Origin of the sequence: Thioalkalivibrio sp. ARh3 (assembly GCF_000377265.1) — a bacterium.
GTDB classification, from domain to species: Bacteria; Pseudomonadota; Gammaproteobacteria; order Ectothiorhodospirales; family Ectothiorhodospiraceae; genus Thioalkalivibrio; species Thioalkalivibrio thiocyanoxidans.
Genome location: NZ_KB897947.1, coordinates 974,030 through 988,699 on the forward strand (window position 1 = coordinate 974,030; position 14,670 = coordinate 988,699).

At 66.3% G+C, this 14,670-nt stretch carries 10 protein-coding genes; 6 read left to right on the plus strand and 4 right to left on the minus strand.

The window, feature by feature from the left end; all coding sequences use genetic code 11:
- Positions 1-24: 24 nt before the first annotated feature.
- The 6 genes from gcvH to C995_RS0104675 all read left to right on the plus strand — a co-directional run bounded on the left by gcvH (position 25) and on the right by C995_RS0104675 (position 10,246).
- Entirely contained in the window at positions 25-417 is a 393-nt protein-coding gene (gcvH, locus tag C995_RS0104650) for a glycine cleavage system protein GcvH (protein WP_018137941.1), read from the plus strand.
- A gap of 118 nt (positions 418-535) precedes the next feature.
- On the plus strand, positions 536-1,894 hold the full coding sequence (gene gcvPA, locus C995_RS0104655) for an aminomethyl-transferring glycine dehydrogenase subunit GcvPA (protein ID WP_018863831.1): 1,359 nt from the start codon (positions 536-538) through the stop codon (positions 1,892-1,894).
- Between the two features lie 50 nt (positions 1,895-1,944).
- Positions 1,945-2,472, plus strand: coding sequence for a thiol peroxidase (gene tpx, locus C995_RS0104660; RefSeq protein ID WP_018863832.1), 528 nt, complete (start codon positions 1,945-1,947; stop codon positions 2,470-2,472).
- A 78-nt stretch (positions 2,473-2,550) separates the two neighbouring features.
- Positions 2,551-4,062 (plus strand): aminomethyl-transferring glycine dehydrogenase subunit GcvPB, encoded by a 1,512-nt coding sequence (gene gcvPB / locus C995_RS0104665; protein ID WP_018863833.1) that lies wholly within the window; start codon positions 2,551-2,553, stop codon positions 4,060-4,062.
- Between the two features lie 222 nt (positions 4,063-4,284).
- The gene (locus C995_RS0104670) at positions 4,285-6,660 is read left to right on the plus strand and encodes a PAS domain S-box protein (protein WP_018863834.1); all 2,376 of its coding nucleotides are present in this window, start codon (positions 4,285-4,287) and stop codon (positions 6,658-6,660) included.
- Positions 6,661-6,700: 40 nt separating this feature from the next.
- Positions 6,701-10,246 (plus strand): PAS domain S-box protein, encoded by a 3,546-nt coding sequence (locus tag C995_RS0104675; RefSeq protein WP_018863835.1) that lies wholly within the window; start codon positions 6,701-6,703, stop codon positions 10,244-10,246.
- Positions 10,247-10,319: 73 nt separating this feature from the next.
- On the opposite strand, the gene znuA is transcribed toward C995_RS0104675, so the two are convergent.
- The 4 genes from znuA to C995_RS0104695 all read right to left on the minus strand — a co-directional run bounded on the left by znuA (position 10,320) and on the right by C995_RS0104695 (position 14,413).
- Positions 10,320-11,384 (minus strand): zinc ABC transporter substrate-binding protein ZnuA, encoded by a 1,065-nt coding sequence (znuA, locus tag C995_RS0104680; RefSeq protein WP_018863836.1) that lies wholly within the window; start codon positions 11,382-11,384, stop codon positions 10,320-10,322.
- Between the two features lie 182 nt (positions 11,385-11,566).
- A complete protein-coding gene (gene cyoE / locus C995_RS0104685; RefSeq protein ID WP_018863837.1) occupies positions 11,567-12,490 on the minus strand; it encodes a heme o synthase in 924 nt (307 codons plus the stop codon).
- Positions 12,487-13,656, minus strand: a complete 1,170-nt coding sequence (locus C995_RS0104690) for a heme A synthase (RefSeq protein ID WP_018863838.1) — start codon at positions 13,654-13,656, stop codon at positions 12,487-12,489. Before C995_RS0104690 ends, cyoE begins: the two co-directional genes overlap by 4 nt.
- A 142-nt stretch (positions 13,657-13,798) precedes the next feature.
- Complete coding sequence (locus C995_RS0104695) at positions 13,799-14,413, minus strand: cytochrome c oxidase subunit II transmembrane domain-containing protein (RefSeq protein ID WP_018863839.1); 615 nt, start codon at positions 14,411-14,413, stop codon at positions 13,799-13,801.
- Positions 14,414-14,670: the final 257 nt, after the last annotated feature.

Consider the following 14,670-nt stretch of genomic DNA (forward strand, 5'->3'; position numbering starts at 1 on the left):
ATCCAAACGAAAAAGGAAGACGTCATGAGCGAAGCACCGAAGGACCTGAAGTACACCAAGAGCCACGAGTGGGTGCGCCAGGAGGCCGACGGCAGCGTGACCATCGGTATCACCGATCACGCGCAGGAACTGCTGGGCGATCTGGTGTTCGTGGAGGCCCCGGAGGCGGGCGCCTCGGTCGAGGCCGGTTCCGCCTGCGCGACGGTCGAGTCGGTCAAGGCCGCCTCGGATGTATATGCCCCGCTGTCCGGCGAGGTAACCGAGGCCAATGAAGAGCTGGCCGACAGTCCCGAGAAGGTCAACGAGTCGCCGTTTGACGAGGGCTGGCTGTTCAAGATGAAGCCCTCCGATGCGAGCCAGCTCGATGCCCTGATGGACGCCGACGCCTACGCGGCGCACGTCGAGGCCGAGTCCTGATCCGACGTTCCCCACGGGGCGGTTCCTGACGGAGCCGGCCCGGCAGGAACGAGAAGGCGCCCCGGGCATCCGGCCCGGGGCCCGATCCGAACTTCGCAGTAGCGAAAGCGAGTACGACATGCCCTTTATCCCGCATACCGAAGAAGACATCCGCGCGATGCTCGACCGCATCGGCGCCGATTCCATCGAGGATCTGTTCGACGAGATCCCGAAAGAACTGCGCGCGCCGGCGCTCGAAAAGGTCCCCGAGGGCCTGAACGAGATGGCGATCGCGCGCCTGATGCAGGAGCGTGCGGCGCGGGACGGCATGGCGTCCAATTTCATCGGCGCTGGGGCCTACGAGCACCATATCCCGGCGGCCGTGTGGCAGATCGCAACGCGTGGCGAGTTCTACAGTGCCTACACGCCGTACCAGGCGGAGGCCAGCCAGGGCACGCTGCAGCTGATCTACGAGTACCAGACGATGATCAGCCGCCTGACCGGCATGGAGGCCTCCAACGCCTCGCTGTACGACGGCGCCTCCGCACTAGCCGAGGCCGTACTGATGGCCGTACGCGTGAACCGCCGATCCAAGAGCAAGAAGGTGCTGGTGCCGGGCGCGCTGCATCCGGACTATCGCCGCGTGATCCACACCCTGATCGGCAACCAGGGCATCGAGCTGGTCGAGGTCCCGTTCGACGAGACCTCCGGCCAGACGCCGGTCGAGGCGCTGGCGCCGTTCGCGGACGACGACGTCACCGCGATGATCATCAGCCAGCCGAACTTCTTCGGGATCCTGGAAGATGTCGACGCACTCACCGACTGGGCCGAGCAGCGCGAGATCCCGGTCATCGCGGTGGTCAACCCGGTCTCGCTGGCCCTGCTGAAGCCGCCGGGCGAGTGGGGCAGCAACGGTGTCGATATCGTGGTGGGCGAGGGCCAGCCGCTGGGTGCGCCGCTGTCCTCCGGCGGGCCGTATTTCGGCTTCATGACCACGCGCAAGAAGCACATCCGGCAGATGCCGGGGCGCATCGTCGGCCGCGCCGAGGATGCCGACGGCAAGCCGGGCTACGTGCTGACGCTGCAGGCGCGCGAGCAGCACATCCGCCGCTCCAAGGCGACCTCGAACATCTGCACCAACCAGGGTCTGGTGGTCACCGCCGCGACCATCCACATGTCGATGCTGGGTGACGAAGGCCTGACCCGGGTCGCCGAGGCCTGCTACGCCAATACCCACGCGCTGGTGGAGAAGCTGGCGGCCAAGGGCATCAAGCCGCGCTTTACCGGCGAGTACTTCCACGAGGTCGCGCTGGACTTCGGCGGGGACGCCGCGAGCCGCGTACAGGCGATGGCCGATGCCGGCGTGCTGGCCGGCTACGAGCTGAGCCGCGACTATGCCCAGCTCGACGGCTGCGTGCTGGCCTGCGCGACCGAGACCAAGACGGATGCCGATCTGGAGCAGTATGTGACGACCTGCGAGCAGGCGAAGGCTGCCTGACGCGGGTCGCACGCGACGCGCCATACACCACAAGCCTGAGGAGGCACGCCATGGCCGAAGTCAAACTGAAGGGCAATCCGATCCACACCAACGGCGACCTGCCACACGTCGGCTCGCCGGCCCCGGATTTCAAGCTGACGACCAAGGACCTCGAGGACGTCTCGCTCGCCAACTTTGGCGACAAGCGCAAGCTGATCTATATCGTGCCCAGTCTGGACACCCCGGTCTGCGCCGAGTCCACCAAGAAGTTCGAGGACCTCGTCAAGCAGCGCCCGGATCTGGAGATCCTGGTGGTCTCCGCCGACCTGCCGTTCGCGATGGGCCGCTTCTGCGCCGCCGAGAACCTCGAGCGCGTGACCGTGCTGTCGATGATGCGCGATCGCAACTTCGCCAAGGACTACGGCGTGCTGATTCAGGACGGCCCGCTGGAGGGCATCACCGCCCGCGGCGTCGCGCTGCTGGACACCGACAATCTGGTGATGCACGCGGAGCTGGTCTCCGAGATCGGCGACGAGCCGGACTACGACGCCATCTTCAAGGCCCTGGACGACCGGGCCGATCTGAGCCCGACGCAATAAGTCAGGAGCTACAGACGGCGGGGCCTGTTCGACCCGGGCCCCGCCGCCTTCCACGAATTCCTTAAGCGAGAAACCGCTATGAGCACCATGGAAAACCATCTGATCTTCGAACGTTCGCGTGCCGGTCGCTCGGCCGTGGCCCAGGCGCCGCGCGCGCATGCCACGACCGCGATCCCCGCGAACCTGCGGCGCAAATCGGCCCCCGGGCTGCCTGCGGCCTCGGAGCTCGATGTGGTGCGTCACTACACGCGGTTGTCGCAGAAGAACTTCTCCATCGACACCGAGTTCTACCCGCTGGGCTCGTGCACGATGAAGTACAACCCGCGCGCCTGTAACAGCCTGGCCATGCTGCCCGGCTTCCTGAACCGGCACCCGCATGCCCCGGCCAGCCACAGCCAGGGCTTCCTGCACACCATGTTCGAGCTGCAGGAGATGCTGAAGGACGTGACCGGCATGAAGGCCGTGTCGCTGGCGCCGATGGCCGGCGCGCAGGGCGAGTTCACCGGCGTGGCGATGATCCGCGCCTATCACGATGCGCGCGGTGATGCCGAGCGGCGCGAGATCATCGTCCCGGACGCCGCGCATGGCACCAATCCGGCGACCGCGATCATGTGCGGCTACGAGGTGCGCGAGATCCCCACCGACGAGAGTGGTGACGTGAACCTCGAGGCGCTGCAGGAGGCCGTGGGTCCGCAGACCGCCGGGATCATGCTGACCAATCCGTCCACCGTGGGCGTGTTCGAGCGCCGCATCTCCGAGATCGCGAAGATCGTGCACGACGCCGGTGGCCTGCTGTACTACGACGGCGCCAACCTGAACGCGATCCTCGGCAAGGTGCGCCCGGGCGACATGGGTTTCGACGTGATCCACATGAACCTGCACAAGACCTTCTCCACGCCGCACGGCGGGGGTGGTCCGGGTTCCGGTGCGGTGGGCGTCGGCGAGCGTCTGCTGCCGTACATGCCGGTGCCGCATGTGATCGAGAACGGCGAGGGTGGCTACCGCTTTGCCACCGAGACCGACTACCCGGAGACCATCGGCCGCCTGTCCGCGTTTGCCGGCAACGCCGGCGTGCTGCTGCGCGCCTATGTCTACATGCGCATGCTGGGCCGCGAGGGCATGCAGCGCGTGTCCGAATTCGCCACGCTGAACGCCAACTACCTGGCGCGGGAGCTGGAAAGCGCCGGCTTTGACCTGGCCTATCCCGAGCGCCGCGCGACCCACGAGTTCATCGTCACGCTCAAGAAGCAGGCGAAGGAGCTGGGGCTGACCGCGGGCGATGTCGCCAAGCGCCTGCTGGACCACGGGTACCACGCACCGACGACCTACTTCCCGCTGCTGGTGCCGGAGTGCCTGCTGGTCGAGCCGACCGAAACCGAGTCGAAGGAGACCCTGGACGGGTTCGTCGAGGCGATGGCCGCGATCCTGGAAGAGGCCGGACGCGACATCGACACCATCAAGGCCTCCCCGCACAACCTGCCGAACCGCCGCTTCAACGAGGTGGCCGCGGCCAAGGCCCTGGACGTGGTGTACCAGGAGCCCAGGGACGACGAGGGCGAACCCGCGCCGCGCACGGGTACCAGCGGTTAGTTGGCCGCGCGCGGGAATCCGCTTTTCCGTCAGCGCCCCCGGTTTTCCGGGGGCGTTTTTTTGCGCCCTGCGTTTCTCGAAATGGGCAGCCGTTACGAAAAAACCCGATTTCTGTGGTAGGGTTTAGACCGATTATCGGGATCCATTATTACGTCCGTGGGTTCTCCCGGCAGGGGAGATAAAAGAGGTCAGGCAGACCTTTTTTCGGGCAAGGACTAGGGAATGACACAGATCTGTGCGGCCCACGGGTACGCTGCGCTGTTCGAGCACGCCCCGGTGGGGCTGGTCGAAATGGACACGGAAGGGCGCATCCTGCGCGCGAACCCGCGCCTGGGCGATATGCTGGCCTGCGACCCCGGGGATCTGGTCGGAGGATGGCTGCGCGAGCGCCTGCTCCCGGAGGATGTCGAACCCTGCGAGGCACGGCGGCGCGAGCTGCTCGACGGGAGTTGCCCCAACTGCCGGGTAGAGGTTCGCCTGGTGGAGGCCACGGGCCTTGCCCGCTGGGTCGAGATCAGCATCAGCCGTATCCCCGCGACGAATGACGGCCCGGAGGTGCTGCTGGCGGCCGTTGCCGATATCGATGCGCGCAAGCAGGCCGAGCAGCGGATGGACAGCCTGCTGCGTGCCAGCCCGGCAGTCATCTACACCATGGATCCGGACAATCTGGGTACGATGACCTGGCTCAGCCGCAATGCCGTCTCGGTGACCGGCTGGACCCCGGAGCAGATCAGTTCGAATCCAGACTGGCTGGCAACCCATATCGCCTCGGAGGACTATCGCCGGTGTGTCAGTCAGGTTCGGCGCTGGATCGCCGACGGGGCCCATGGATCCTGCCGACTGAATTACCGCCAGCGGATGCCCAACGGCCGCTGGCAGTGGCTGGAGGACCAGGTCACCGCTATCCGTGACAACACCGGTGCGGTGACCGAACTGGTGGGTGCCTTTCAGGACGTCGGCGCACGGGTCGCGACCGAACGCCACCTGGAAAAGATTGCCCGCAACCTGCCCGGCGCGATCTACCAGTACCGCCAGCACCCCGACGGGCGCGGCTGCTTCCCGTACGCCAGCGAGGGGATGAGCGATATATTCGGCATCACACCCGAGGAGGCGATGCGCGATGCCGAGGCAGTGTTTCGGGTGATCCATCCGGAGGACGTGGAGCGTATCCGGGCAAGCATCGAGGCGTCGATGCGATCGCTGGAGCCCTGGCTGCAGCGCTATCGCGTGCTGAGTCCCGAACGTGGCGAGATCTGGCTGGAGGGCCACTCAAGTCCGGAGGCCCTGGACGATGGCAGTGTGCTCTGGCACGGCGTGATCCTGGACATCACGCAGCGGGTGCGCGCCGAGCATGCCCTGCACCGAAGTGAGCAGGAACTGGCCCTGGCACAACGCATCGCGCATGTCGGCAATTGGGTCAGGGATTTCCGGAAACAGGAGATTCGCTGGTCCGACGAGGTCCATCGTATCTTCGGGATGGAACGATGCCGCTGGGAGGGCACGCACGGGGCGTTCATGCAGGCGGTCCACCCGGAGGATCGTGATCGTGTCCAGGCAGCCGTGGACCGCGCGCTGGCCGGGCTCGAGCAGTTCGATGTGATCCACCGCATCGTGCGACCGGATGGGACCGAGCGCGTGGTGCGCGAGCGTGCTTCCGTGGAGTTCGGCTCCTCGGGCGCGCCCGAGCGCATGGTGGGCACGGTGCAGGACATTACCGAACAGCACCACCTGGAGCAGGAACAGCGCCTGCTCGCGGCGACCTTCGAGACCAGCCAGGCCATCTTCATCTCGGACGTTGAAGGCACCATCCAGCGCGTGAACGCGACGTTTACGCAGCTCACGGGATACACCGAGGAGGAGGCCGTGGGGGCGAACCCGCGCATCCTGAATTCCGGGCGTCAGGATCGCGACTTCTACGAACAGATGTTCCGCACGGTGCGCGAGACAGGGCACTGGCAGGGCGAGATCTGGAACCGCCGGAAGAATGGCGAGATCTTCCCGCTGCACGAGATCGTTACCGCGATCCGCGACGATCAGGGCGAGATCGAGTACTACATCGCGATGTTCCACGACATCACGCGGCAGAAGGAACTCGAGGCCGCCCTGGAGCATCAGGCCTTCTACGACACGCTGACCGATGCCGCCAACCGCGGTTATTTCGAGAGCCTGCTGGAGCAGGAGGCGCGGCGCGCGCAGCGCTACGAGCACCCCTGTTCGCTACTGCTGCTCGATATTGACCATTTCAAGCGCATCAATGATACCTTCGGCCATGAAGTGGGCGATGAAGTCCTGCGCTGCCTGGTTCAAGCCCTGAAGGGGCGTCTGCGCGAGGCGGACATACTGGGGCGCTGGGGCGGCGAGGAATTTGTGGTCCTGCTGCCCGGAACGGACGCGGAGCGTGGTCAGCATGTGGCCGAACAGCTGCGCGAGCAGGTCACTACCACGACCTTCCCCTGTGTGGGCCTTGTCACGATCAGTCTGGGGGTGGCGGAGTACCGGCCCGGCGAACCCGTCAAGGACTGGGTGAAGCGCGCCGACGAGGCCATGTATGCTGCCAAGGAGGGCGGGCGCAACCGGGTCGTGCGACTGAGTACATAAGGATTCCATCGGGCCCCAGGCCCGGAGCAGGGTAAGCTGAATGGCGAGCACCGAAAACGCCGAGCCCATCCAACTCGAGCACATTGCGGTCGGTCTGGTCCAGCTGGATGCCGCGGGTTCCATCCGCACCGTCAATGGCCGCCTGGCGGAATGGCTCGACTGCTCGCCGGATGACCTGCGGGGCATTGCCCTCACCGACTGCGTCGCGCCCGGGCAGCGGCCATCGCTGGCGGACGCCTTGCAGCGTTCGGCCACAGCCGAGGTGCCCCTGAGCGTGGACATGCGCGCGCCGGCTGCGCCCGAAGGGGCCTCGCTCTCCTGTACGTTGACGCTGGTGCCGGATGACGACGGGCGCGTTGTGACCGTTCAGCGCATGCCCGGGGGCGATTCCGCCGCGCAGGTCTACGAGCAGACCTTTACCGCCAATACCGCACCCAAGCTGCTGATCGATCCGGCGGATGGCCGGATTGTCGATGCCAACCCCGCCGCGGTGAGCTTCTACGGATACACGGCCGACACCCTCAAGGCCATGCATATCCAGGATATGAACACGCTGTCGGCCGAAGACGTGCGGGTCGAGATGCAGCGTGCCAAGAGCGAGGAGCGCCGGTACTTCCGGTTCCGCCACCGCATCAAGGGGGGCGAGATCCGCGAGGTCGAGGTGTACTCGGGCCCGGTGGTGCTGGACGGCACCACCTACCTCTACTCGATTATTCACGATGTCTCCGAGGCCCGGCGCTACGAGCGCGAGCTGGAATTCTACGGGGCCGTGTTCCGGCGTCTGCCGGTGGGCGTTTACCGCAACACGGCCGGGCCGGAAGGCCGCTTTGTCTGGCTCAATCCGGCCATGGTGGCGCTCTTTGAAGCCGAGTCCGAGGTGCAGCTGTGCGCAACCCCGGTGCAGGCACTGTATCGTGACCCGGCCGCGCGCGAGGCATTCAGTCGCGATCTGGAGATGCACGGCCGCGTGGTCGGTCGTGAACTCGACCTGCAGACGCTGCGCGGTCGGGCCTTTCGGGCGCGCGTGACCGCCTATCGTACTCAGGACGAGGACGGCGAGCCCGTGTTCGATGGCGTGATCGAGGACGTCACCGAGGTGCGCGCGGCCGAGGCCTTTCAGACTCGCCTGCTGGCCAGCCTGGCGGAAGGCGTATTTGGCCTGGATCGTTACGGCCGCTACACCTTTCTTAACCCGGCGGCCTGCCGTCTGCTGGGGTTCAAGAACGAGGCCGAGGCACTCGGGCGCGATGCGCATTCGACCAACCATCACTCGTTGGTGGGCGGGGAGCCCTATCCCAAAGAAGCCTGCCCGATCCTCCGGGTCCTGGAGACGGGTCAGTCGGATGAACCCTGGGACGACTATTTTGTGCGGACCGATGGCTCCCATTTTCCGGTGAGCGTCTTTGCAGCGCCGACGTTTGATGCGGCCGGTCGGGTCGATGGTGTGGTGGTGTCGTTCCAGGACCAGACCGCCCGGATGGAAAGGGAGATTCAGCTGACCAAGGCCACCGCCCATTTGCCCGGGGCGATCTACCAGTACCATCTGTATCCCGATGGGCGGCACGCGTTTCCGTTCGTCAGTGATGGGGTGCGGCGCGTGTTCGGGCTCAGCCCGGGGCTGGTTCAGGACAGCGCGGATGCGGCCTTTGCACGGGTCTACCCGGAGGACCTGCCTCGCATCCAGGCGAGCATCGAGGAGTCAGCGCGGTCCATGGAGCCCTGGCGGGTTCGTTTCCGAGTCCGCCACCCGCTGCGCGGGACGATCTGGGTCGAGGGTCGTGCGACGCCCGAGACACGCCCGGATGGCGGTATCGCCTGGTACGGCATGATGATCGACATCAGCGAGCAGGTGGAGATGGAAGAGGCCCTGCGCGAGCGGGGCCGTGAACTGGCCGAGGCCCAGCGGATCGCCCATGTCGGGAGCTGGTACTGGGATGTGCGCACGGATCGCGCACGTGGCTCGGACGAGTTCTATCGGATAATGGGATTGGCTCTCAGTCAGGGCGAGGTCACCAGTGAGCGCTTTTTCAGCGTGGTCCACGCTGAGGACCGCTCTGCGGTTCGGGCCAAGCTGCAATCCGCCCTGGAGACGGGTGACTGCGATCTTCATTTTCGTATCGTGCGGCCGGATGGGGTGGAACGGATCGTGCATGTCCGGGGGGCACGCGAGACGGGTCAGGGAAAGGTGGAACAGTGTCTGGTGGGGACCGTGCAGGACGTGACCGAACGGCGCGCCCTGGAGGATAACCAGCGCCGTCTGGTCGGGATCCTGGAACATACGCCCGACGTGGTCGCCATGCACGGGCCTGCCGGTGACATGCAGTTCCTGAACGCTGCCGGCCGCCGCCTGTTGGGTCTGCCTCCTATGAAGGGCGAGCCGTGGACCGCTGCAGACGGCTGGAATACCTGGGGGTTCCCGTCCGAGGCCCGGTCCATCGAGACTGCCGTGCGGCGGTTCCATCCCCCGTGGGCGGCCGATCGCATCCTGAACGAGGCCACCCCGATTGCGATGCGAGAGGGTGCCTGGGAGGGCGAGACGGCCATGCTGGACGGTCAGGGACGCGAGGTCCCGGTGTCTCAGGTGATCATCGTGCGCCGCGACGACCGGGGCGAGATCCTGCAGGTGTCGACCATCCTGCGCGACCTGTCGCAACGCAAGGCGATGGAGGAAGCGCTGCGCGAGAGCGAGGCACGCTTTCGCCAGTTGGCGGGCAGCGTGAACGAGGTGTTCTGGCTCCAGGACGAAAGCGGGATCCTGTACGTGAATCCGGCCTTTGAACGGATCTGGGGGCAGAGCCGCGACCTCCTCTACCGTGATCCGCATTCAATACTGGAGGCCGTGCATCCTGAAGACCGCGAACGTGTGGAGCTCCGCTTCCTGGATCGCCCACTGGAGGGTGCCCACATCGAGGATATCTTCCGCCTGCGTCGTGCGGACGGCACCGAGCGCTGGCTCCATGTGCATCGCTACCAGGTGCCCGACAAGGATGGCCGCGTGAGCCGAGTGGCGGGGACTGCCGTGGATATCACCGAACTCAAGCAGGCGGAGCTGGAACTGCAGCGCGCCAATGCCGAGCTGAAGCGTCAGGCCTATTACGATCGCCTGACCGGTGTGGCCAACCGCCACCATTTCGAGACGCTGCTCAACCGGGAGCTCGCGCGCGCGGAACGTTATGGCTCGCGCTTTGCCCTGGTGATGTTCGATCTCGATCACTTCAAGCGGGTCAACGACACCTTCGGCCACGCGGTGGGGGATGTCGTGCTGCAGGAGGTCACACATGTGATCGCGGGGCGTCTGCGTGATGCCGACGTACTCGGCCGCTGGGGCGGAGAGGAGTTCATGGTCCTGCTGCCGGGGACGGAGGCGGCGGATGCGGCAACGCTCGCCGAGACGATGCGGCTGCGGGTGGCGGAGCATGACTTCCCGGAGGCCGGCCGGGTCACGATCAGCCTGGGCGTGGCGGCCTTTTGCCCGGGCGAGCCCCGTAGCGAATTGCTGCGGCGAGTCGACGAGGCGCTTTATCGAGCCAAGGGCGAGGGCCGCAATCGCGTGGCGGTGGCCGCCTTGCCCGAAGCGACTGCATGAACCCCGGCCTTGAACCAACCGCGTAGGGTGCGTTGAGCGCAGCGAAACGCACCGCTTTGGGTCGCCCGACGGCTTATTCCTGGCCCAGGCAGTCGGCAAACCCGTCCGCCATGTTCTGCATCAGCTCGAACCAGGCCTCCGGGCCAGCCTCCAGCTCGGCACCGACCGGATCCAGCACGCCCAGCCGTGTATCGGTGCCTTCGGCCACGGTCTCGGCCAGGGCCGGCCGGAACTGCGGCTCGGTGAACAGGCAGACCACGTCGCCATCCGCGACGCGTTCGCGCAGCTCGCTGATGCGCCGTGGGCCCGGGCTGCGCGAGGGATCGATGCTGATCGAGCCGGCGGCGTTCAGGCCGTAGTGCTGCTCGAAATACTGGTAGGCATCGTGGAACACGATGAAGGCCTGGTCGCGTACCGGCTCCAGCTGGCGGGCCAGGCGCCCGTCCAGATCGTCGATGCGTTCGAGCAGGGCGTCGCGGTTGGCCTCCACGGTCTCGGCGCGTTCCGGGTCCCACTGCGTCAGCCGTTCGGCGAGCTGCTCGGTGATCGCGCGCACAATCGCCGGCGAGAGCCAGATGTGGGCATCGTAGTCGCCATGATGGTGATCGTGCTCGTGTCCATGGGCCTCGTCGTGATGGCCATGATGGTCTTCCGAATGCCCGTGGTCGTCGTGGCCATGGCCATGGCCGTTGTGATCGTGGTCATGGTCGCCATGACCGTGACCATCGTTCCCGTGGTCATGGTGATGCTCCCAGACCCCCCCTTCGCGCGTGGGTCTCAGGTCCAGGTCGAGGTCGTCCATCAGACTGATGATTTCGCGGTCGCCGGCACGGCGGAGCGGGCGTTCCAGGAAGGTCTCCAGCTCCGGCCCGACCCAGACCACCATGTCCGCGTTCTGCAGGCGGCGGGCCTCGGACGGGCGCATGGAATAGCCGTGCGGAGATGCGCTCGCGGGCACCAGCAATTCCACCTCGAAGGCGTCCTCGCCCAGGGCGGCGACAATGCTGTGAATCGGTAGAATGGTCGCGACGATGCGCGGCTTGTCCGCGGCGGCCAGGCCCGGGAGAGCGAGGCCCAGGATGGCCAGCAGGCTGACCAGCAGTGGAATCCCGAACGGATGGCGCGGGCGCGAGTGCATGGCAGGGTCTCCAGGGTGTCGGATCGGAATTAGAGAACGTTATAGTATATCAGTATGGAGAAGGGAAGCCCCGCCGCCATGCGCGTGTCTGAAGGCGGTCAAGGTCTGCTGCAGATGCTCGAGAGAGCGACTGGCAGGAAGGGAGGATTGCGGCCACGGAAACCCTGATTGCTGGGGCTTGCTCAGGCCAGGGCGGCGAACCAGAGACCCAGGTAGCGATCCACGAGCAGGGCCCCGAACAGGCCCAGCAGATAGACGATGGAGTACAGAAAGGTGCGGATGGCGCGCTGGCGGCTACGCGTGCGCAGGAGCATCACGGCGTGGTACAGAAAGGTACCCCCGAGGCCGAGGGCGGCCAGAAGATACAGCCAGCCGCTGATCCCCATGCCGAAAGGCAGCAGGGTCACCGCAAGCAGCAGGGCGGTGTACAGCAGGATCTGCAGTCGGGTGAAGTCTTCCCCGTGCGTGACCGGCAGCATGGGGGTGCCGACGCGGGCGTATTCGTCCTTTCGGTAGATCGCCAGTGCCCAGAAGTGCGGTGGTGTCCAGGTGAACACGATCAGAAACAGGACCAGGGCCATTGGCTCGATCTGGCCGGTGACGGCAGTCCAGCCGAGCAAGGGGGGCATGGCCCCGGCCGCACCGCCGATCACGATGTTCTGGGGCGTCGCACGCTTCAGAAAGACGGTGTAGACCACTGCATAACCGACCAGAGAGAGCAGGGTCAGCAGCGCGGTGAGCGGGTTCACCAGCAACAGCAGGATCACAAAGCCGGAAATGCCGAGCACACCCGTGAACACCAGGCTATGCCCCATGTCCAGTTTTCCGGACGGCAGCGGGCGCCGTCGGGTGCGCTGCATCAGGGCATCGGCATGACGGTCCAGCATGTGGTTCAGGGCGGCGGCCGAGCCGGCCATCAGGCTGATCCCGAGGGTGCCGAACAGCAACGCTTCCCAGGGCAAGGAGCCCGGTGCCGCGAGCAGCATGCCGACCCAGGCCGTAAACATCATCACGGCGACGACCTTTGGCTTGCACAGAGCGAGGTAATCCCGCCAGTGGCCGCCCAGTCCGTGCTGTGCGGTCACGCCGAGCGCCTTGAGGCTCATCTCGTCCACCCCCTGTTTTGTTTGTGTAGTGGAGGTGCCGAGCCGGCAGCCGGCACCTCCATGCGGGATTCCCGGCCGGAAGGCGGCAGGTCCGGTGTCGGCACGCTGGCGCCGGCCATGGACTCGGTCCGTTTCAGCTCGCGCCACAAGGTGAACATGGCGAGCAGTAGCAGCGCCGCCATCGCGTTGTGGGCGACGGCAACCGGCAATGGCACCTGGTACAGCACATTGGATATGCCGAGTCCCGCCTGGGCCAGCAGCAAGACCAGGGCCACACCGGCCAGGACGCGGGTACGGCGGTCACCACGCCAGAGAAGGAACACGGTCAGTCCTCCGAGCAGCGCCACGGTGGTCACAGCACCGATCCGGTGCGCCATGTGAATGGCGGTCCGGGCCGGTGCCTCCAGTACGCCGAATTCGTAGTCCGTGTCCGTCCCCCTCCACAGCACGAAGGCTTCGCGAAAGTCCGCTTGCGGCCACCATTGTCCCTGGCACTGCGGCAGGTCCGGGCAGGCGAGCGCGGCGTAATTGGCGCTGGTCCAGCCCCCCAGTGCGATCTGCGCCACCAGGACCAGGGTGGCCAGGGCGGCGACATGGGGCAGCCAGCGACGCCGTGGCCGGCGCGTGGTCCGCGCTTGGGGCGCGGCCCATCGGGGCTCCGGTGTCGCCGGGTGGCGACGGAGGTCCCGCGTCACCAGGATCAGGTGCCATAACAGGAGCAGGGTGGCGAATCCGCCGAAGAGGTGAGCCATGACCACGACCGGCTTCAGTTGCAGGGTTACGGTCCACATGCCCAACAGCGACTGGAACACGATCAATGCCAGGAGCAGGATCGGGCCGGCCACCGGCTGCCCGGGCCGATGTCGCGTCCGCCAGGCGAGTATCGCCAGGGCCAGGACCACGAGACCGAGAAGCCCTGCCGCATAGCGATGCACCATTTCCTTCCATGCCTTGGCAACATCGACAGGCCGTTCGGGGAAGGCGAGATTCGCTTGTTCGACCACCTCCGGCTGGGTCGGCGCGAGCAAGCGGCCGTAGCAGCCGGGCCAGTCTGGGCACCCCAGGCCGGCATCCGACAGGCGAACATAAACACCCAGCACGATCACCACCAGCGTGAGCACGAACGCGAACCGTACGCCGACGAAGAACAGCCTTGGTGTGTCCATGGTCACGCGATGCACCTGTTGCAGGGTCGGCTGCGTACCTGCGACAGCATGTGACTGTGCTTCTGGGGGAGAGGGACCAGCAGACGCGCAATCTCGTGCCGGTATCCCACAGGCTGGAGAGCCTCGCAACGCGCCTCACTCATCAGCACCATCCCTTGTCATCGAGGCGAATGTTGTCCACCCCGGCGGAATCAACCGGCCCTGGCACGCTGGCTTCGTCGGCACTGTCCCGCCGGGCGTCGCGTTCGCAGACCAACCCCGGCACGGACGCCCCGGCGCGTTTGACCGCACGATCGGGCAGCCACCCGCGGCGGATCGGTTCGCTGGCCGTCCGCCGAATGGGTTTGGGCTGACCATTGGGGGTTGCCCTCGAGGTATCCACTGCGAGCGGGAAATGCTCCTCCTGGTCCTCGAGCTCGCGGACCCGTTGCTGCGGAATCGCCGCATCGCCGACGACGCGCGCTGCCTGGTCGGACTGTTCGGCATGTCCGTACAAGGGATCACCGGTGACCCCGACCGGCGTGGCGGGGCGCTCTTCCGGTGCAAGCAGCACGCGCATAGCAGGCATCGCCATAGCCACCACGATTGCGATCGGGATCAGCGTCCAGACGATTTCGACGGCAGCGTTGCTGTGGAACCTGGCGGCGTTGGCGCCGGCCGTTCGGTGGTGCCAGAGGACGGAATGGAGCATCACGGAAAACACCACCACGCCAGTTGCGACACAGACCACGAAGATCAGCATGGGCATGCCGTTCATCGGGAAGCGGATCCGGGCCGCGCTGGCTGGTGGTTCGGGAGTGGCGCGGCACGCCACCCGCATGCCGGGAAGCGTTGGGAGCGTAGTGCCGGGACAGGCGCCGAGCAGGCGGATGGTATGGCCCGGACATCATGATGCCCCCCCTTGTGACGGCGTGCTTGACGTCCGCCGCGCCAGACCTGCGATTCGCAGCCCGTTTCGGAGTCCACCGCCTGCGGTGGCCGGTTGTGGCGGGTTGGCTTCATGCGCTGCCTCCC